The sequence below is a fragment of the Arenicella xantha genome (assembly GCF_003315245.1).
Classification (GTDB): Bacteria; Pseudomonadota; Gammaproteobacteria; order Arenicellales; family Arenicellaceae; genus Arenicella; species Arenicella xantha.
Window position 1 is genome coordinate 166,887 of the sequence record NZ_QNRT01000003.1, and the last position, 18,348, is coordinate 185,234.

The following is an 18,348-nucleotide window of genomic DNA, read 5'->3' on the forward strand; positions in this document are numbered from 1 at the left end:
CTAGCGCTTTATTTTGTTAACGATCGGTTCGTGTTGCCGCCAAATTTTTCTTGATTGCTTTGATATTCCGTTCTACTCGGTCGCCGAGTTTGAGCGCGACGCTGGTTGCCAGCATGTCGATGACCGCGAGATGGATGATTCTCGAGGTCATCGGCGTAAACAGGTCGGTGTCTTCAGCGGTAACGGCATTCAGGACATATTGGCATTGAGCTGCCAATACCGAAGTTTGAGCGGTTATGCCAATTACCACCGCGCCACATTGTTTGGCTAGTTCCGCGTTGATGATCATCGCATCGGTGCGACCGGTGTATGAAATAAACACCGCGACATCATTGCTGTCCATCATCGAGCAAGCCATGCGTTGATTGATATAGTCGGTGTGTGCAATGACCGGCATACCGAAGCGAAAGAATTTATGCTGGGCATCTAAGGCCACTGAACTGGACGCGCCCATTCCAAAAAAGTGGACACTCTTACATTGAGCAATTGCCTCGGCCGATGCGTCTAAAACAGTCGGATCGATGGTATTCGCTAACGATTGAATGCTGCCTTGAATTGAGCTCATGATCTTCTTGATCACCATTGAGCTATCATCATCACGACTCAAATTATCGACAAAAAGTTGGCCGTTGGATGATATTTCTTGGGCTAACCTCAGTTTAAAGTCAGGGTAGCCGTCGCAGCCAAGCTTATGGCAAAAGCGGTTGACGGTTGGTTCGCTAACATCGGCTGCTGTGGCCAGCACGGCGATCGATTGGTGAATAACCACTGCAGGGTCTGCTTGAATAATGGCGGCGAGTTTTTTATCCGATTTGCTTAACCGAATGGTGCTGCTATTCATTAGCTGCAATAGAGATGCTTTTGCTTGCATGCTGCTTCCCCTTTGAGTGCCTGTCTGCAATAGTTTGTTTTTGTAATTTAATTTCAATAATAACGGAAAAGTCGACCTAACGCGTCAAAATTGAAAGTTTGCTCCCGTTCGAGCGCGCTTCAGCTGATTCAATTTATTTTGATGAGAACTGCATGGATTGTAGTTAGATTACAAAAAATAAGGATTTATCACTTTAAATTGTAATTATATTACAGGATGTGCTACTATTTTCAGGTAATTAGAATGTTGGTAATCGATTGCTTTAGGTCGGTCTCTGACAAACGTTAAATTTAGCTGAGTGTCCGGTTAACAACGAAGTTCGACCCAACAGTCAAACTTTCTCTCGTTAATCTGAATGCCCAGCACTGATTGATTAAAAGTAGGAAGACGGATGTACAAAATCGCTATTAATGGTTTCGGAAGAATTGGACGCAATGTGTTGCGTGCGATGTATGAATACCAAAAAAATGATCAGATAAAGGTTGTTGCGATCAATGATCTCGGTGAAGCGGCGATCAATGCGCATCTACTTAAATATGACACAGTACATGGTGAGTTTGCGCAAGACGTCAGCGTTGACGGTGATCACCTTGTCGTTGCCGGTGATCGTATTAAAGTTCTTGCTGAGCGTGACCCAGCTAACTTGCCATGGGCGGAGCTTGGTGTCGATCTAGTATTGGAGTGCACCGGCTTTTTTACTGCACGCGATGACGCTAGCGCGCATTTAACCGCTGGCGCTAGTAAGGTGCTGGTTTCGGCTCCGGGCAAAAACATGGATGCAACGGTCGTTTACGGCGTAAATGATGACGTTCTAACATCCGAGCACCAAATTGTATCCAATGCGTCATGCACCACTAACTGCCTGGCCCCTATCGCGAAGGCATTGCATGATGCTATTGGCATTGAGAAAGGTTTGGCCAATACGGTTCATTCATATACTAATGATCAACGTTTGAATGACGTGTACCACACCGATTTGCGTCGTGCTCGTGCAGCAGCGCATTCGATGATTCCATCTAAAACTGGCGCCGCTGCGGCGATCGGTTTGGTAGTTCCAGCGTTAGCGGGCAAGCTCGATGGCTTATCAATTCGAGTACCTACGCTGAATGTGAGTTTACTCGACCTTACTGTGACACTTTCGCGTGATACCACAGTAGAAGAGGTCAACGAGATTCTGACAAATGCGGCTGAAGCATCTAAAGGCGGAATCTTCCGAGTTAACACTTTGCCATTGGTTTCAAGTGATTTTAATCACAACCCTGCCTCTAGCATTGCTGACGTAACTCAAACTCGCGTGTTTGGCGACATGGTTAAAGTGCTGGCGTGGTACGACAATGAATGGGGTTTTTCAAACCGCATGATTGATACGGCCGCGCGGATGCTCGAATTAGGTTCGGGTGTCGCTTTGTCAAAAGCGAGTTAGCGACAAGTCAAGTTAGCGACTTAATGTGGCTCGCTTGCAATCGGTGCAACCTTGCAATCGGTGCAACATTGATCTGATGCATCGTAGAAAAGTTATTGAATAGTTTCGTGGAATGGACGTGTTGTTAGCAAGGATGCTGTTTTTCTTTCCGTTCAGAATAAAAATTTCACTTAGTTTTATAAGAGTTTTATAAGAGTTTTACAAGCTCTGAGGGATGCCCCGTTCAGTGCGTGGTTGAATCCGCTTAGCCCGTTGATCTTATTCCTGTGGTTGCCTCGAGATAGAGTTGCCTCGAGATAGCGCCGGCTCCAGATAGCGTCGACTTGAGGCTAAGATTTGTGACACCATCCGAACAACAACATCGCTAAGCAAAATATGCAAATCCGTATGGTGCAAACTGCACTATGTTGTTTTCGAGTGACGTCTTTTCACCAAATTTGTATGTTCCTAATACGAGCTCTTGATCTAGTTTTTGCGGCTGCCAAATGATTGGCTGATCAGATAGATTAAAGCAGGCAATCGTAGTTTGCTGGTCGTGGCTACGTTTAATAACTAATAAGTTATCGGGCGCATCAATAAAACAGATGTCGCCTTTAATTAAAGTTGTTTGCTCACTTCGCCAGCTCAGAAACGATTTATAAAAATTCAGCACCGAGCCCGGGTCATCAATTTGTACACTCACATTATTTTGCGCATGGTCAGGTGCCACAGGTAGCCATGCCGAACCTTGAGAGAAGCCAGCATTGGGTTCGGATTCATCCCAAGCGATAGGCGTGCGACATCCGTCGCGACCCTTAAATTCTGGCCAGAACTCAATGCCGAAGGGGTCTTTCAATTGATCTCGTTGTATTGGTGCTTCGGTAAAACCGAGTTCTTCGCCTTGATATACGCACAGAGTGCCACGAAGGCTCGCAGCTAAAGCCAGAGTCATTTTGGCGAACTCTTGATTCAGTTTGCCGTTGCCCCAGCGTGTAACCACACGTGTCACATCATGATTGCTAACCGCCCAACAGGGCCAGCCTTCGCCGATCACCGCCTCTAACGAGTTGACGGTTGTCTTTATATGGTCGACTGAAAACTCATCGGCGAGTAATTCAAAGTTATAACCCATATGCAGTCGTTTGCCGCCCTCGGTATACTCGGACAATGTTTTCAATGAATCCTCGGAGTTGATCTCACCGAGCGCAACGGTACCAGGATATTGATTTAGCAGGTCACGAACCGATTCTAAGAAGCTCAAGTTTTCTATTTGAGTATTGTCAAAGTGGTGATACTGCGCCGCATAAGGGTTGTCTGGTGAGAAGCCGCGACCGGTTCGCTGTTCGCGTGGCTTAAATGGGTTATCGCGTAGTGATTGATCGTGATAACAAAAATTGATCGCATCAAGTCTAAATCCATCCACACCGCGCTTCAGCCAAAATTCGAGCTCTTGAAGAATTTGTTGGCGTAATTCTGCGCAATGAAAGTTGAGATCGGGTTGTGATTTTAAGAAATTGTGCAGATAGTATTGTCCGCGCCCAGCATGCCATTCCCACGCAGAACCGCCGAATATCGAAATCCAGTTATTTGGCGCTGAGCCGTCCGCTTTTGGGTCAGCCCAAACGTACCAGTCGGCTTTAGCGTTGCTGCGCGATTCGCTGCTTTCGACAAACCAGTCATGTTGATCCGACGTGTGGCTAAGCACTTGGTCGATCATGACCTTGAGATTGCGTTGTTTCGCTTGATCAATGAGTTCATCAAAATCGCTGAGTGATCCGAATATCGGATCAACGTCACGATAATCGCTAATGTCGTAGCCGAAGTCTTTCATCGGTGATTTGAAAAATGGTGATACCCATACAGCATCAACGCCTAACTCGACGATGTAGTCGAGCTTGTTGATTATTCCTCGGATGTCACCAATGCCGTCGCCGCTGGTATCACAAAAGCTGCGGGGATAGACTTGATAAATCACCGCGCCTCGCCACCAATCTTGATTGATCGAGTGCTGCTTCAAGCTGGTCGCGGATGAGTCGACGGTAACATTAGATTTTTCAACGGCTGATTTCAAAACGAATTTATATTGTTATTGTCTGCAAGGTTTCTTATTTACATTTGGTTGTAGGCCGCTGTCATTTACGTTCGAGCGTGTCCGAACTACTGCGCTTGGTTCGATAAGAACTGTATGTTTTGCGCCATGGCACGCTTGCAATTTCCGCCCCACAGCAACTCGACATCCAAATATTTTTTCAGATTGCATAGTAGTGGGATATTGCGTGATTGGGGAGTCACCTAAGCTCTGAATACGTATGTAAAGAGGTTGATGCTTTATGAATACGTATGTAATCGCTTCCTGCGCTGGCAAGCTGTGAGTAGCATGTGACTATGTTATTGGTAGCGGTACTTCCACCGGGCTTGAATTTATGTGCAGCGTCTCTCAACTTGCCGTACTGTTTAGTGTAAATCTCGATGGAGCAACCGCTACTATGAAACATAATTCATATCGTATGATTTGAATCTCCCTTTAAAATTTGATCCCGTTGGCTGGTTTTGGTCGCGGGATTTTTTTTGATAGTGGTGTGACTCAAGCATTGAGCTTGCCGGTAGAGCAGGCGCCGACATTTAATAACATTGATTCATATTGTGGATCGACGTGGAGTGAGAACAAGCATGTATGACCTAATCAAAACGGCAGTTAGTGGCGGTAAAACGATTCTATTATTGACCCTGCTTATTTTGCCGTTACAAACCTCAGCGGCAAGTGTTGAACGCATAGAGCCCCCGTTTTGGTGGGCCGGTATGGTGAGCAACAAATTACAGTTGATGGTTTCGGGGCCTAATGTTGGCAAAATGCGTGTGTCCACCGCGGCGCCGTTTGTGAAAATTAGTCGACAGTCCGAAGCGCAGAGCCCTAACTATTTGTTTGTCGATCTGGAATTGCTTAACGGTCACACAGCCGGACGTGTAGCATTTGAATTTACTGCAACCGATGGTTCTGTCAGCACGCATGAATATGAATTCAAGCAGCGACGAAAGGACTCTGCGAATCGTACGGGTTTTTCTGCGAAGGATGTTATTTATCTTGTCACGCCAGACCGCTTTGCTAACGGTGATCTGGCTAATGATTCGGTTGCTAGCTTGCGTGAAGCGGCCGATCGAGGTAACCCTGATGGTCGACACGGAGGAGATCTAATCGGATTGGCTGACAATTTGGAGTATCTAAATCAACTCGGTATAACGCAGATTTGGCTAAATCCCCTGCAAGAAAATGATCAAGAGCGTTATTCTTATCATGGTTACTCTGTCAGTGATCTATACAATATTGATGCGCGGCTAGGTGGCAATGCGGCATTACTCGCGGTTACGGCTAAGGCGAAAAGCTTGGGTATCGGTCTGATTATGGATACCATTCCCAATCACATAGGTCTTAATCATTGGTGGATGAATGACTTGCCAAGTAGTGATTGGGTCAATAACGATGGCGAATTTTTTCAAACTTCGCATCGTCATGAAATGGTGCAGGACCCGTACGCGCCGGCCAGTGATAAGCGGGAGTTTAGTGATGGTTGGTTTGTGCCGACTATGCCCGATTTAAATCAACGTAATCCCTACCTTGCAAATTATCTTATTCAAAACAATATCTGGTGGGTTGAATATGCCGACTTAACGGGCCTTAGAGTCGACACTCTGCCCTATGCTGACAAACACTTTACACAAGAATTCAGCAATCGCTTGTTGAGTGAGTATCCCGATTTCAATATCGTCGGTGAGGAATGGTCTACCAATATAAGCTTGGTGTCTTACTGGCAAAGAGGTAAGCGCAATCAAGACGGGTTCGACGCAAATATTCCGAGTTTGATGGATTTTCCATTGCAAGACGCGTTAATTAAAGCGCTGACCGAACCCGCTACTGAACCTAACTCTGCGACGACTGGACTGCTTCGCATACACGGCGTTCTGGCTAATGATTTTCAATACCCAAAGGCTGATGATCTTGTTGTCATTGGTGACAACCATGATATGAGCCGACTCTACACTTGGCTCCACGAAGATATTCGTTTGTACAAAATGGCACTCAGTTTTTTAATGACAACGCGAGGTGTTCCACAGTTATTTTACGGTACTGAGATTTTGATGAAAAACCCCGGCACCGAGGAACACGGTATTATTCGCAGCGATTTCCCTGGTGGATGGCCGGATGATCAGCGCAATGCGTTCACCGGTGAAGGTATGGCCGAGTCTGAGTTGCAGGCCCAAGCGTTTGTTCGAAAGCTACTTAATTGGCGTAAACAAAGTGCAGCGGTTCATTCCGGCGCGCTGGTGCACTACTTACCACGCGATGGTGTTTATACCTATTTTCGGCAAACAGCCGATGAATCTGTGATGGTGGTTATGAATAATAGTGAGCAAGTTAAAGAGCTTGAGACGCAACGTTTCTCGGAGTCGACCCGCGGTTATTCCAGTATGCGTGATGTGTTTATTGGCAGCCAGCAGCGTATCGCTTCGACTATTAAGGTGCCCGCAAAATCAGCACGTATCTTCGAGCTTATTAAATAGCTTGGCGCGATCTATTAAATACAATAATGACGAGACATTGAATGAACGCACAATTAACGGCGAAGCCAACACTGAACTTTTGGCAAATATGGAATATGTGTTTTGGGTTTTTAGGAATTCAGTTTGGTTTTGCGCTGCAGAATTCCAATATTAGTCGAATTTTTCAAACACTCGGCGCTGACATGAGCGCGATCCCAATATTATTCATCGCCGCGCCGCTAACGGGGTTGCTAGTGCAGCCGATAGTAGGGCACTTTAGTGATAAAACATGGAACCGTCTGGGGCGTAGACGGCCATATTTCTTATGGGGCGCTTTGCTCACGACCGGTGCGTTAATTTTTATGCCGAGTTCGCCAACTCTTTGGGTTGCCGCTGGTATGTTGTGGATTCTAGATGCTTCGATTAACGTCACTATGGAGCCGTTCCGTGCGTTTGTCGGCGATATGTTGCCAAGTAAGCAGCGTACGTTTGGTTATGTTATGCAAACCTTCTTTATTGGGGTTGGAGCGGTAGTAGCTTCGATGATGCCGTGGATATTCACCAATCTGTTAGACGTGTCGAATACGGCTCCGGCAGGGCAGATACCAGACTCGGTAAAGTTTAGTTTTTATTTAGGGGCAGCCGCAGTGGCTTTGACTGTAGGTTGGACTATTTTGCGAACCAGAGAATACAGCCCCGATGAGTTGGCCTCATTTATTGAGCCGGAAATTGCGGCTCAGGCGAGTCAAACACAGCATGAATTGGATGGTAAATCGGTATTCAGTCAGACAGCCGCTTTTATATGGTGCGCTGTGGGTCTATTGGCAACGATTGCGGTTTACCTCGGTCGCTGGGACGCTCAGTTGTATATCCTTAGTGCCGGTGCGGTTTGCTACGGCCTCATTCAGTTATACGCCGCCACCATTGAAGCGCGTGGCGGCGCGGATAATGGATTTTACGAGGCCTGTCGGAATGTGGTGTTAATGCCAAGCACCATGCGTCAGCTGGCATTAGTTCAGTTCTTTTCATGGTTCCCGTTGTTTGCCATGTGGATTTACACCACACCGGCGGTTACGTCTTTTCACTACGCAAGCTCCGATCCACAGAGTGCGGCTTACAATACCGGTGCGGATTGGGTTGGCGTGCTATTTGCGGGCTACAATGGATTCTCGATTCTCGCTGCGCTGCTGATACCCGTAGCGGTAAAGCTGATCGGCCTAAAAGGCACTCATCAACTTAATTTGTTGTTGGGGGCAGCCGGCTTGGCGTCAATGTTAGTTATTCGCGACCCGCATTGGTTAATGCTTTCGATGGTCGGCGTTGGCTTTGCATGGGCATCGATTTTATCCGTGCCGTACGCCATTTTGTCGGATGCCTTGCCCTCTAACAAAATGGGCATTTACATGGGCGTATTCAATTTCTTTATTGTGATTCCGCAACTGGTTGCGGCTAGTTTGCTGGGATTGGCATTAAAGTATTTGTTTGGTGGCGAACCGATACTGATTCTGGGCTTGGCCGCGGGTCTTTGGGTGGTTGCGGCGCTTGCTATGTTTTTCGTTAAGTATCAAGACCCAGTGGCGTGATTTGACGAAAAGATGGGCTTAGAGTGATATTTTCGCGCCGCTAGAGTCTCGAATGATCAGTCGAGTGGGCAATAATTTGGATTCACCTGTTTCGCCGTTGATTGAGCGAATCACGCTGTCGACCAATGCTTGGCCGGCCGCAAAAGTGTCTTGCTGAATGGTGGTTAGTGATGGTGCCAAGTGTTCGGCGGTGGGAATGTCGTCAAAGCCCACAATTGCTTTGTCTCGAGGTACTTTGAGGCCATGCTCGCGTAGTGCTTTGATTGCACCAATAGCAATTAAGTCGCTGGCACAGGCAATGGCTGAGAATTCCACGCCGCTAGTAATTAAGGTGTGAGCTGCGCGATAACCGCATTCTTCGGAAAAGAATGCATTTACGCGAAGCCTAGGGTCTACCTCAAGGCCGTGTTTGGCATGGGCTCGACAATAACCTGCGTAGCGGTCTCGGAACTCTGGGTAGTCATTTGATTCATCACCGAGAAAGGCAATGCGGGTATGTTCCAGACGAATCAAGTGATCGGCGGCTAAGAACCCGCCGAGCTCGTTGTCACTGCCGACGAACAGTCCAGGTTGATCTTCAATGACTGGGCCCCAGGTGACAAAGTGAGCGCCTTCGTGATCGAGTTTGGAAATGCGTTTGATGTAGCTGGTGTAGTCGCCGTAACCGAGGAATATGATGCCGTCGGCTTTGTTGGCGTCTTCGTATTCAGCATTCCAGTCATCACTGAGTTGTTGAAACGATATGAGTAAATCGTAGCCTTGTTGCGCTGATGCGCGGGTAATGCTGCCTAGCATCGATAAGAAGAAGGGGTTAATAAAGGCTTCGCGCTCACCGCTGTCTTCAAACAAAAGCAAGGCTAAGGTATTGGTACGTTGTGACCGTAAGTTGCGGGCATTAACATCGACTTTGTAATTCAAGTCACGCGCAATTTGTTGTACTCGTTGGCGTGTCGCGAGACTCACCAGCGGGCTATTGCGCAAGGCACGCGACACCGTGGGCTGTGAAACGCCCGCTAAGTGTGCAATGTCGACCGATGTCGGTTTGTTCTTACCTTTCATTAAAAATCTATTTATGTAAATAAATTACATTTTCATGACTGCTAGCTTGTAACTTAATGACCATCTTATTATTCTCACAGGCGGAGAGAGGTGCTCGCTGACGCGAGTAAATACGGTATATCTGTGTGTTACTGCTGGACTTTATTATTGTTGCTCCAGAGTAATGCTCAATACATCTGTAAGCAAGCATTGTAGCGTTAGTAAAGCGGGTTTACCCAGCACAATGTATAGGAGGCGGTGAATAGGGAGCGATCAAAATTCAAATGATCGTTATTTGTTCGCCAAAATTGATCGGTTGTCAGTGACGGCGTGTCTGTCACCAATCAACGATAAAACTAATAACATAAGAGATCTAATAATGGCTCAAGCACCTATTGCGGACACCTCCGCGAGCGCGACCGATGCGCATCAAAATAAGAACTACCTCGTTCCACTGATTATTTTAGCCACACTATTTTTCATGTGGGGCTTTTTGACGTCGCTAAACGATATCCTTATTCCTTACTTTAAGAAGTTATTTGAACTTAACTATACTCAGGCGTTATTGATTCAATTTTGTTTTTTTGCTGCTTATGGTGTTTGTAGTATTCCGTCAGGCACCTTGGTTAAGCGTATTGGCTATCAACGCGGTGCTGTGATTGGCCTTACAATTGCTGCGGTGGGTTGCTTTCTATTTGTGCCTGCTGCGAATCAGCTTAGCTACAATTTGTTTCTTGGCGCACTTTTCGTGTTGGCAGCGGGTATCACCTTATTGCAGGTATCGGCTAACCCGTACGTGGCTCAATTGGGCCCAGCAGCCACTGCTCCGCGACGCCTGACATTAACTCAAGCGTTTAACTCGCTAGGTGCCTTTTTAGGGCCTAAGACTGGCGCGGTATTGTTACTCGGCGCGGCGGCCACTCAACTTGAAATGAGTGCTGAAGCGGTGAAGATGCCGTATGTGCAATTGGGCGTTGCCTTGCTGGTTATGGCAGTGGTGTTCTTTTTTATTAAACTGCCTAAATTAAACGACGATGCAGAAAGCGGTTCGTATGTTGATTCGTTGAAATACCGTCATTTAGTACTCGGTGTGATCGCTATTTTTGTCTATGTTGGTGCCGAGGTGTCAATTGGCAGTTTGATTATCAACTTTATGGCCGACCCGCTGATTGCTGGCATGCCAGAAGCAGAAGCCGCCAGTTTCGTGTCGTACTATTGGGGCTTGGCTCTGATCGGAAGATTCGTCGGTGTGGCGCTCATGTTCGTGATCTCCGGGAACCGCATGTTGCTGATAAATGCGCTATGCGCGGTGGCGCTATTAGTGGTGGCCATTACCACTGAAGGGCAGTCTGCTTATATCGCATTGGTCGCTGTTGGCTTCTTTAACTCGCTAATGTTTCCAACCATCTTTAGTTTAGCGATTGCTAAGTTAGGCCCGCTTGCGAGTCGTGGTTCTGGTTTGTTGTGTACGGCTATTATCGGTGGTGCGCTGATTCCATTGGCGCAAGGTATCGTTGCTGATACTTCTGGTTTACAGATTTCGTTTGTTATTCCTGCGGTCTGCTATTTGTATATTGCGTTCTATGGTGCGACTGGCTGGCAACCTAAAGGTCCAGCTCTTGAGCAAGGTTAGGCGCAGACTGTTTATCTAAAAAGGCCTCGTCGTGATGAACGCCGAGGCCTTTTTAGTTTGAAGGAATGCGGTGCCTGCGTTAAAGCAAGGTTTGGGCGTATACGCTGGCGCCAAGTAAGCCTGGATTTTTGTGCATTATTAACCAGGTTGGAATGTTGCGCATTAGATAGCTGTGGCGACCTTTGTTCTCGAACCCTTTGCGGAACCGACTCTCGATGAGTTGTTGTGGATAACGTTGGCATATCCCACCGCCGATAAACACGCCTTGGTCGGCGCCAAGTGCCAAGGCGATATCGCCTGCGACCTGCCCGAGCACTTCAAAGAATAAGTCGAATGTCTCTTCGCATATGGGGTCTGTTTTATTGATCCCGGCTACCGCAATGTCGGCAGCGATTAATCCGGGATTTTCCTGACCGTGTATTTCGCACAATGCTTCGTGAATGTTGACCAAGCCTGGGCCTGAGAGCAACCGTTCGCGGGAGATTCGGTCGTCAAATTTCTGATGTAGGTAAGCTAGAATCTCGCCTTGTAATTGATTCTCAGGTGAAAAACCAGCGTGCCCACCTTCGGTGACTAACGGAATCAATCCGCCATTGCGTCGTAATAAACCCGACATACCCAATCCGCTACCAGGGCCTAGCGCACCAACCGTATAGTCGCCGTCAGGTAGGCCGTTCCACTCGCCGCCAATGTTGATCAGGTCATCTGCTCCGAGGCAACTAAGGCTGTATGAAATAGCCTCCCAGTCATTCAACAGCCTTACATGTTCGGTATTGTATCGGGCGCGCAAGTCCTTGCAGTCGATCGCCCAATGGCTGTTCGGGAAAGATACTTTGTCGTCGCGAATAGGGCCTGCTACCGCTAATGAAATGCCGTTAAGTTGCTTGACGTTATGCGAATGCAAATAGGTGTCGATGGCATCAGATACATGTTCAAATTCGGCGGCTTCTAAGGTTTGGGCCTGCATAAAGTAGCGCGGTGCGTCGGCGGTGAGTGCGAATCGTGCATTTGTTCCGCCAATATCGGCAATCAAAGTGGGGTTGTCGCTCATGGTCCTCGATCCTGTTCGCTGCAATCCTATTTTTGGTTACAGTCTGGGTATGGTTAGTGAGTGTTCGGGTTGGTGTGGCAATATCTATCGTAGAGTTTGACCAACGGTCAATGTCGCTTATCGTTAACCCGGTTTGAGTGTAGTCTATCGTTGCGGTACGCGAAATAAATGAAAATGTGCTACCAACAATCTCTTTTTGTAATTTAATAACATTAAGTTTGAATTAATCTAACATTATCCCTAAAATATGTAAATTAATTACATATTTATGATCTACTCGGTGAGCAACCTTTACCTCTTGGTAAAAGCCCAAACTAGGTCGATAGTGGATCGGAGCTAAGCATGCTAAAAACCTGTAATATCGTGATCGTTGGAGGGGAAGGCGATCTCGCGTTTAGAAAGCTATATCCTGCTCTTTATAGTCTACACAAGGAGTCTCTGCTCGCAGAGAGCTCAAAAATAGTTGGCTTTGGTCGAGGCAAGTTTACGCCAGAAAAATTTATCGCAAATATGCGAAAGTGGACCGAAGAGAGTGATTATGTCAACAATGTCGATGATGAGTCATGGGCTAGCTTTAGCGAGCGCGTACTACATTTCGTGGGAGATGCCACCGACCCTAAGGATATTAAAAAGCTCCAAAAGGAAATGGGTGATGGCGAGATAGTGTTCTACTTGTCGACGCCGCCGTCGATTTTTGCGCCGATCTGTAAAGCAATGGGCGAGGCTGGCGCGGTCGCTGACACTACACGATTGGTGGTGGAAAAGCCGTTGGGTTCATCACGTGAGTCGTTTAACGACATAAATAATACGCTGTTCGAGACCTTCGAGGAGCACCAGATCTACCGCATCGATCATTACCTTGGTAAAGAGACGGTACAGAACTTACTCGCGTTGCGCTTTTCCAATATCTTTTTTGAGCCATTGTGGAATCGTCACTATATCGACCATGTGCAAGTCACCGTGGCTGAGAGCGTTGGTGCTGGCGGGCGTTGGTCGTACTACAATGAGTCTGGCGCGCTTCGCGATATGGTGCAGAATCATTTGTTGCAGCTTGTGTGCTTGGTTGCCATGGAATTTCCATCGCGCAATAAAGCGGACGATATTCGTGACGAAAAGCTCAAGGTGATTCGTAGCCTCAAGCCGATTGACGCCTCGAATGTTCAAACCTTGACGGTCCGTGGGCAATACACTGAGGGTTCTGTCAGTCAGAAGCTCGTGCCAGGCTATCTGCAAGAAAAAGATGCGCTACCGGCGTCCGACACTGAAACGTTTGTTGCGATCAAGGCTGAGATTCAGAATAACCGTTGGCAGGGAGTGCCGTTTTATCTGCGCACTGGCAAGCGGATGGCGGAGCGTTATTCAGAAATCGTTATTCAGTTTAAGCCGGTAATTTTTAAATTCATCGACATTGACCCAAATGCAATTAATAACAATCAATTAGTTATTCGTTTGCAGCCTAATGAAGGTGTTGAAATGAAGTTGATGAATAAAGTGCCTGGTTTGAGTGAAAAAACCACCTTACAAAACGTCGGCTTAAACTTGTCGTTTGAAGAGGCGTTTGAAGAGCATCGCAGCCCGAGTGCTTACGAGCGCTTAATTTTGGATGTGACGCGCGGTGACCAAACCTTGTTTATGCGGTCAGATGAGTTACGCGGCGCCTGGCGTTGGGTCGACGGCATGATCGACGGATGGGAAACCGTCCAGCAAAAACCACAGAAGTATAAATCTGGATCCGCGGGTCCAGACGACGCACTCGGCTTACTGATTAAAGATGGCCGCAAGTGGCAGGATTACGAGGGATAAATAGTGGAACCGAATTATCAATGGCATGAGGGCAGTGACGCACAGAGCTTGGCCGAAAACCTAGCCGGCGAGCTGGTGATTAAAATTGGCGACGCGATTTCAGAACGTGGTCTGGCGGTGTTGGCGTTGTCTGGTGGGTCAACGCCCAAGCCGCTGTTTAAGGCGCTAGCCGAGCACGATATTGAGTGGTCTAAGGTGATTATCACCTTGGTCGATGAGCGTTGGGTAGCGCCGAGTCATGAATTGTCTAACGCGGCGTTTATGCATCGGTTCTTGCTTGATGCGTTACCGGATACCGTTCGGTTTGTGCCGCTTTATCAGGCCGCGGAATCTGTGCAAGAGTCATTGTCTTCAGTGCTTGGCAATTACTGCCATGTTACTCGTTCGACTATGGATCAACCGCGGCCATTTGATATTGTGATTTTAGGTATGGGCGAAGATGGGCACACCGCCTCGTTTTTTCCCGATGCTGACAATATTGCGCAACTGGTCGACCCACTCAGCGATGAGTTCTTAATGTGCTGTAGCAGTCCTAGTACGCAGGTTCCTCGAGTGACTTGGAGTTTGCCGCAACTGTTAACTGCCCCCTTTTTAGCATTGCATTTCACAGGTGAATCAAAGCGCGCTGTATTTGAGCGTGCTTGTGGCGATAGTGATGCCACTACGTTACCAATTCGCAGTGCCATTTTTCAAACACGCGTTCCTTTGAATGTGTACTACGCCGCCTAAGCGTGAGCGCAACCAACTATGACCATTAAGCAAATTACCGACAAGATTATTGAACGAAGCAAGGCTAGTCGCGCTGAGTATCTCGCGATGGTGGACGAAATGCGCAATGCGCCGCCAGCACCAGATCGACTGTCATGCAGCAACTGGGCGCATGTGGTGGCGGCTGAATCGGAAGCGGATAAGAAATCAATGCCAGCCGGTCAAGGAGCTAACATTGGTATCGTCACGGCTTATAATGACATGTTGTCGGCTCATCAGCCGTTTGCGAATTATCCTAATGTCATCAAATTGACCGCTCGAGACATGGGCGCTACCGCACAAGTGGCGGGCGGTGTTCCTGCTATGTGCGATGGCGTGACCCAAGGCCAGCCCGGCATGGAATTAAGCTTATTTAGTCGAGACGTTATCGCGTTAGCGACAGCGGTGTCTCTGTCGCATGATGTCTATGATGGAATCATGTGCCTCGGTGTTTGTGACAAAATTGTGCCTGGTTTAGTGATAGGTGCGTTGCAATTCGGGCATTTACCGGCGATGTTTGTGCCAGCTGGACCAATGCCTTCGGGCATTCCTAATAAGGAAAAAGCGCTTGCTCGGCAAAAGTTCGCGACTGGAGAAATTGATAAAGCCAAGCTGTTGGAATCCGAGTCAGCTTCGTATCACAGTGCCGGCACCTGTACTTTTTATGGAACAGCCAATACCAATCAAACCTTGATGGAAGCGCTGGGACTACAGCTGGCCGGCACATCGTTTGTTAACCCTGGTACGGCTTTGCGAACGGAGCTCACCAAAGAGTCGGTCCGACGCCTTCTTGATCAAACTGGTAAGGGGTCTAACTATCGTCCATTGGCTGAAGTGGTGACTGAAAAGTCTATTGTGAATGCCATGGTGATGATGATGGCCACCGGCGGGTCTACCAATCTAACCCTGCATCTAATTGCTATGGCTGCCGCGGCAGGTATCCAGATTAATTGGCACGACATGGATGAGATCTCGCGTATTACACCCTTGTTAGCGCGGGTCTACCCGAATGGGCAGGCCGATGTGAATCATTTTGAGCGAGCTGGTGGCTTAGCGTTTCTGGTAAATCAATTGCGATCTAATGGCTTGCTGAATGAAGACGTCGTAAACGTAATGGGCGAAGGGCTGGATGCTTATGCGCGTAAGCCTGCGCTCAATGATCAAGGCTCAATTGAGTGGGGCAACACCGTCACGGAAAATGGTGACGCTACAATTCTGTCGACAGTGGAAGAACCTTTCGCTGCTGAGGGAGGTATGCGTACCGTTACCGGCAACATTGGAACTGGTGTGGTAAAAATCTCTGCGGTTGATGAGCAGTACCAGGTAATAGAAGCACCTTGCAAGATTTTTGAGACACAAGAAGCGTTGAAAAATGCCTTCGATGCAGGTGAATTAGCCAGTGATCATATAGCCGTGGTTAGGTTTCAAGGACCGTCAGCCAATGGCATGCCCGAGCTGCATAAGCTGACCCCGTATTTAGGGATTTTACAAGATCGAGGATTTAAGGTGGCATTGGTCACTGATGGGCGGATGTCTGGTGCGTCAGGTAAGGTATTAACCGCCATGCACGTTAGCCCTGAAGCTAAGAATGGCGGCTTATTGGCCTATTTGCGCGAGGGCGATGTAATCAGAGTGAATTGTCACACTGGCGAGTTGCAGGCATTGGTAGAAGAGTCTGTGCTTAGTGCGCGTGAGCCCGCTGCAGAGCCAGTGACTCCAAATACCTTGGGGCGTGGTCTATTTGAGAAAATGCGTGCCGTAGTAGGAGACTCTACGCATGGCGCTTCGTTTATTGGAAAGTAGTAATACTCGAGTCGGTGTGGAGCCGGCTATGGAAGCAAGTAATTTAATAGAGGAAAACAGGTGAAGAATCAACCAAGCGTCGGCGATTTGCTCGGCGATCAAAAAGTCGTGCCAGTGGTGGTGATTGATAACGAAGAGCAAGCTCATGGCTTGGCGCAGGCGTTACTCGATGGTGGTGTTAAGGTGATTGAAATTACCTTACGTAATGCCTACGGTGTGCATGCCATCGAGCTAATTAAAAAGACTTACCCTGAGATGATTGTGCTCGCCGGTACGGTCAATTCGGCAGCGCAATTAGTCGCTGTGGTACAGGCTGGCGTCGATGGCATTATCAGCCCGGGAATTACCGCAAAGTTAGCTGAGGCGGCTCGAGAACAAGGCATACCTTATTTGCCTGGAGTAGCTACAGCGTCTGAAGTGCTGCTGGCTATTGAGTACGGCCTGCGTGAATGTAAATTATTTCCAGCAACGGTAGTTGGCGGAATTGGCGCATTGAAAGCTTTGGGAGGTCCATTTCCAGCAATGCGTTTTTGTCCTACCGGCGGTGTGAGTGAAAGTAATTATCAGGACTTTTTGGCGTTGCCGAATGTAATGTGTGTCGGTGGTAGTTGGATTGCGCCAACCAGTTTAGTAAATGCTGGGAAATGGAGCGAGATTACGGCGCTATGCAAAGCGGTCACCGCATAGGGCAAGTCTGAGCTGTGTTAGTGCTGTAAGTTAAGCTAGTTTGGCTATGATTAGTTCCTGAGCTGCTGCTTGTATTGGTCATTCGGCACCGTTAAACCTTGTTTTAATATTGCCGTTTGACTTGTAATTGTTCATGATGCTCTTATCTTTACTGTAGGTTAAAGTAGCAGGCGTTTTGCCTGCCACTCGACAGTACTCGGAGCGAATATGGCCATTTTGAAAAACCCATTTGTGATCGGCATTGTGTCGATCTTAGTCTTTCTTCTACTCTTGGGCTGGTACCTAGATGACGAGCCAGATTTTATTCAGTTAAGTAGGGCAACGGCCGTTGAGCAACAGCCTGTCATCGGCGCGGCGACAACTTCGATGTTGATTAAGACGGCTGAGACCTTGCTCAATAAGCGTGGTGGCTATATGACTAACGACAAGTTGCCGCCGACTACACTAATGGATAATGTGCCGAACTGGGAGTTCGGTGTGTTACAACAAATCCGTGATTTGGTTAAGGCAATGCGCAATGATTATAGTCGTTCACAGACTCAATCATTGGCGGATCCTGATCTAGAGGTGGCCGAGCCAAAATTCAATGTTGACAGCGATGCGTGGATGTTTCCATCTGCCGAAGGTGAATATCAGAAAGGGATTGATGCGCTGGAAAAATATTTAGTTCGGCTGAATGATGCCTCACAGCAAAATGCGCAATTTTATGCTCGGGCCGATAACTTAGGTGAATGGTTGGGGCTTGTCGAAAAACGTTTAGGTTCGTTGTCTCAACGTTTGAGTCAGGCACGTCCTCAAGTGCGTATTAATACTGACCTGGCCGGAGATGCTAATGCACAACAGTCCACGGCCGCTGCAAGTGAAATATTGTCGGAAGCCTCATGGTTTGAAATCGATGACAGCTTCTATGAAGCGCGCGGAACGGCTTGGGCCTTGATTCACTATCTTAGAGCTGCCGAAGTCGACTTTGGGCCGGTGTTGCGCGATAAAAATGCAATACCAACTCTACGGCAAGTGATTCGCGAGCTAGAGTCCACACAGCAAGAAGTTGATAGCCCAATGATCCTCAACGGCAGTGGAATGGGAATGTTTGCTAACCACTCATTGGTTATGAGTTCGTACATAGGGCGAGCCAATTCTGCGATTGCTGACTTGCGGCGCTTGCTGGCCGATGGCTAAGCCATAACAGTGGAC

At 47.8% G+C, this 18,348-nt stretch carries 13 protein-coding genes; 9 read left to right on the plus strand and 4 right to left on the minus strand.

Translation table 11 applies throughout. The features are described from left to right. Positions 1-16: 16 nt before the first annotated feature. Positions 17-871 carry a transcriptional regulator HexR gene (hexR, locus tag DFR28_RS12680; RefSeq protein ID WP_113954741.1) on the minus strand — a complete coding sequence of 285 codons (855 nt, stop codon included), beginning with the start codon at positions 869-871 and terminating at the stop codon, positions 17-19. 391 nt (positions 872-1,262) lie between these two features. Here hexR and gap point away from each other — a divergent pair, with 391 nt between their 5' ends. Continuing rightward, positions 1,263-2,294 carry a type I glyceraldehyde-3-phosphate dehydrogenase gene (gene gap, locus DFR28_RS12685; protein WP_113954742.1) on the plus strand — a complete coding sequence of 344 codons (1,032 nt, stop codon included), beginning with the start codon at positions 1,263-1,265 and terminating at the stop codon, positions 2,292-2,294. A gap of 364 nt (positions 2,295-2,658) precedes the next feature. On the opposite strand, the gene DFR28_RS12690 is transcribed toward gap, so the two are convergent. Continuing rightward, positions 2,659-4,290, minus strand: a complete 1,632-nt coding sequence (locus DFR28_RS12690) for an alpha-amylase family glycosyl hydrolase (protein ID WP_425455480.1) — start codon at positions 4,288-4,290, stop codon at positions 2,659-2,661. 653 nt (positions 4,291-4,943) lie between these two features. Here DFR28_RS12690 and DFR28_RS12695 point away from each other — a divergent pair. Together DFR28_RS12695 and DFR28_RS12700 are read left to right on the plus strand one after the other, a co-directional pair. Beyond that, positions 4,944-6,830 carry a glycoside hydrolase family 13 protein gene (locus DFR28_RS12695; protein ID WP_113954743.1) on the plus strand — a complete coding sequence of 629 codons (1,887 nt, stop codon included), beginning with the start codon at positions 4,944-4,946 and terminating at the stop codon, positions 6,828-6,830. 41 nt (positions 6,831-6,871) lie between these two features. After that, on the plus strand, positions 6,872-8,392 hold the full coding sequence (locus tag DFR28_RS12700) for an MFS transporter (RefSeq protein WP_113954744.1): 1,521 nt from the start codon (positions 6,872-6,874) through the stop codon (positions 8,390-8,392). An 18-nt stretch (positions 8,393-8,410) separates the two neighbouring features. Here DFR28_RS12700 and DFR28_RS12705 read toward each other — a convergent pair whose 3' ends face one another. Beyond that, a complete protein-coding gene (locus tag DFR28_RS12705) occupies positions 8,411-9,451 on the minus strand; it encodes a LacI family DNA-binding transcriptional regulator (RefSeq protein ID WP_113954745.1) in 1,041 nt (346 codons plus the stop codon). Between the two features lie 358 nt (positions 9,452-9,809). On the opposite strand from DFR28_RS12705, the gene DFR28_RS12710 reads away from it, so the two are divergent. After that, positions 9,810-11,063, plus strand: a complete 1,254-nt coding sequence (locus DFR28_RS12710) for a sugar MFS transporter (RefSeq protein ID WP_113954746.1) — start codon at positions 9,810-9,812, stop codon at positions 11,061-11,063. A 79-nt stretch (positions 11,064-11,142) separates the two neighbouring features. Here the strand turns inward: DFR28_RS12710 and glk are convergent, their stop codons facing one another. Continuing rightward, positions 11,143-12,114, minus strand: coding sequence for a glucokinase (gene glk, locus DFR28_RS12715; RefSeq protein WP_113954747.1), 972 nt, complete (start codon positions 12,112-12,114; stop codon positions 11,143-11,145). Between the two features lie 342 nt (positions 12,115-12,456). Here glk and zwf point away from each other — a divergent pair, with 342 nt between their 5' ends. The 5 genes from zwf (at position 12,457) to DFR28_RS12740 (ending at position 18,333) form a co-directional block, all read left to right on the plus strand. Then, positions 12,457-13,917, plus strand: coding sequence for a glucose-6-phosphate dehydrogenase (zwf, locus tag DFR28_RS12720; protein ID WP_113954748.1), 1,461 nt, complete (start codon positions 12,457-12,459; stop codon positions 13,915-13,917). Between the two features lie 3 nt (positions 13,918-13,920). Continuing rightward, entirely contained in the window at positions 13,921-14,646 is a 726-nt protein-coding gene (pgl, locus tag DFR28_RS12725) for a 6-phosphogluconolactonase (protein WP_170132088.1), read from the plus strand. An 18-nt stretch (positions 14,647-14,664) separates the two neighbouring features. Then, entirely contained in the window at positions 14,665-16,467 is a 1,803-nt protein-coding gene (gene edd, locus DFR28_RS12730; protein WP_113954750.1) for a phosphogluconate dehydratase, read from the plus strand. A gap of 60 nt (positions 16,468-16,527) precedes the next feature. Beyond that, positions 16,528-17,154: a bifunctional 4-hydroxy-2-oxoglutarate aldolase/2-dehydro-3-deoxy-phosphogluconate aldolase gene (gene eda / locus DFR28_RS12735; RefSeq protein WP_113954751.1), complete on the plus strand. Its 627-nt coding sequence runs from the start codon at positions 16,528-16,530 to the stop codon at positions 17,152-17,154. 207 nt (positions 17,155-17,361) lie between these two features. Further along, the gene (locus DFR28_RS12740; protein ID WP_113954752.1) at positions 17,362-18,333 is read left to right on the plus strand and encodes a DUF2333 family protein; all 972 of its coding nucleotides are present in this window, start codon (positions 17,362-17,364) and stop codon (positions 18,331-18,333) included. The last annotated feature ends 15 nt before the right edge of the window (positions 18,334-18,348 follow it).

What these genes read in the sequence shown, in the direction of transcription:
- hexR (WP_113954741.1), bottom strand. Translation starts at nt 871, where the DNA reads ATGCAAGCAAAAGCATCTCTATTGCAGCTAATGAATAGCAGCACCATT.
- gap (WP_113954742.1), top strand. Translation starts at nt 1,263, where the DNA reads ATGTACAAAATCGCTATTAATGGTTTCGGAAGAATTGGACGCAATGTG.
- DFR28_RS12695 (WP_113954743.1), top strand. Translation starts at nt 4,944, where the DNA reads ATGTATGACCTAATCAAAACGGCAGTTAGTGGCGGTAAAACGATTCTA.
- DFR28_RS12700 (WP_113954744.1), top strand. Translation starts at nt 6,872, where the DNA reads ATGAACGCACAATTAACGGCGAAGCCAACACTGAACTTTTGGCAAATA.
- DFR28_RS12705 (WP_113954745.1), bottom strand. Translation starts at nt 9,451, where the DNA reads ATGAAAGGTAAGAACAAACCGACATCGGTCGACATTGCACACTTAGCG.
- DFR28_RS12710 (WP_113954746.1), top strand. Translation starts at nt 9,810, where the DNA reads ATGGCTCAAGCACCTATTGCGGACACCTCCGCGAGCGCGACCGATGCG.
- glk (WP_113954747.1), bottom strand. Translation starts at nt 12,114, where the DNA reads ATGAGCGACAACCCCACTTTGATTGCCGATATTGGCGGAACAAATGCA.
- zwf (WP_113954748.1), top strand. Translation starts at nt 12,457, where the DNA reads ATGCTAAAAACCTGTAATATCGTGATCGTTGGAGGGGAAGGCGATCTC.
- edd (WP_113954750.1), top strand. Translation starts at nt 14,665, where the DNA reads ATGACCATTAAGCAAATTACCGACAAGATTATTGAACGAAGCAAGGCT.
- DFR28_RS12740 (WP_113954752.1), top strand. Translation starts at nt 17,362, where the DNA reads ATGGCCATTTTGAAAAACCCATTTGTGATCGGCATTGTGTCGATCTTA.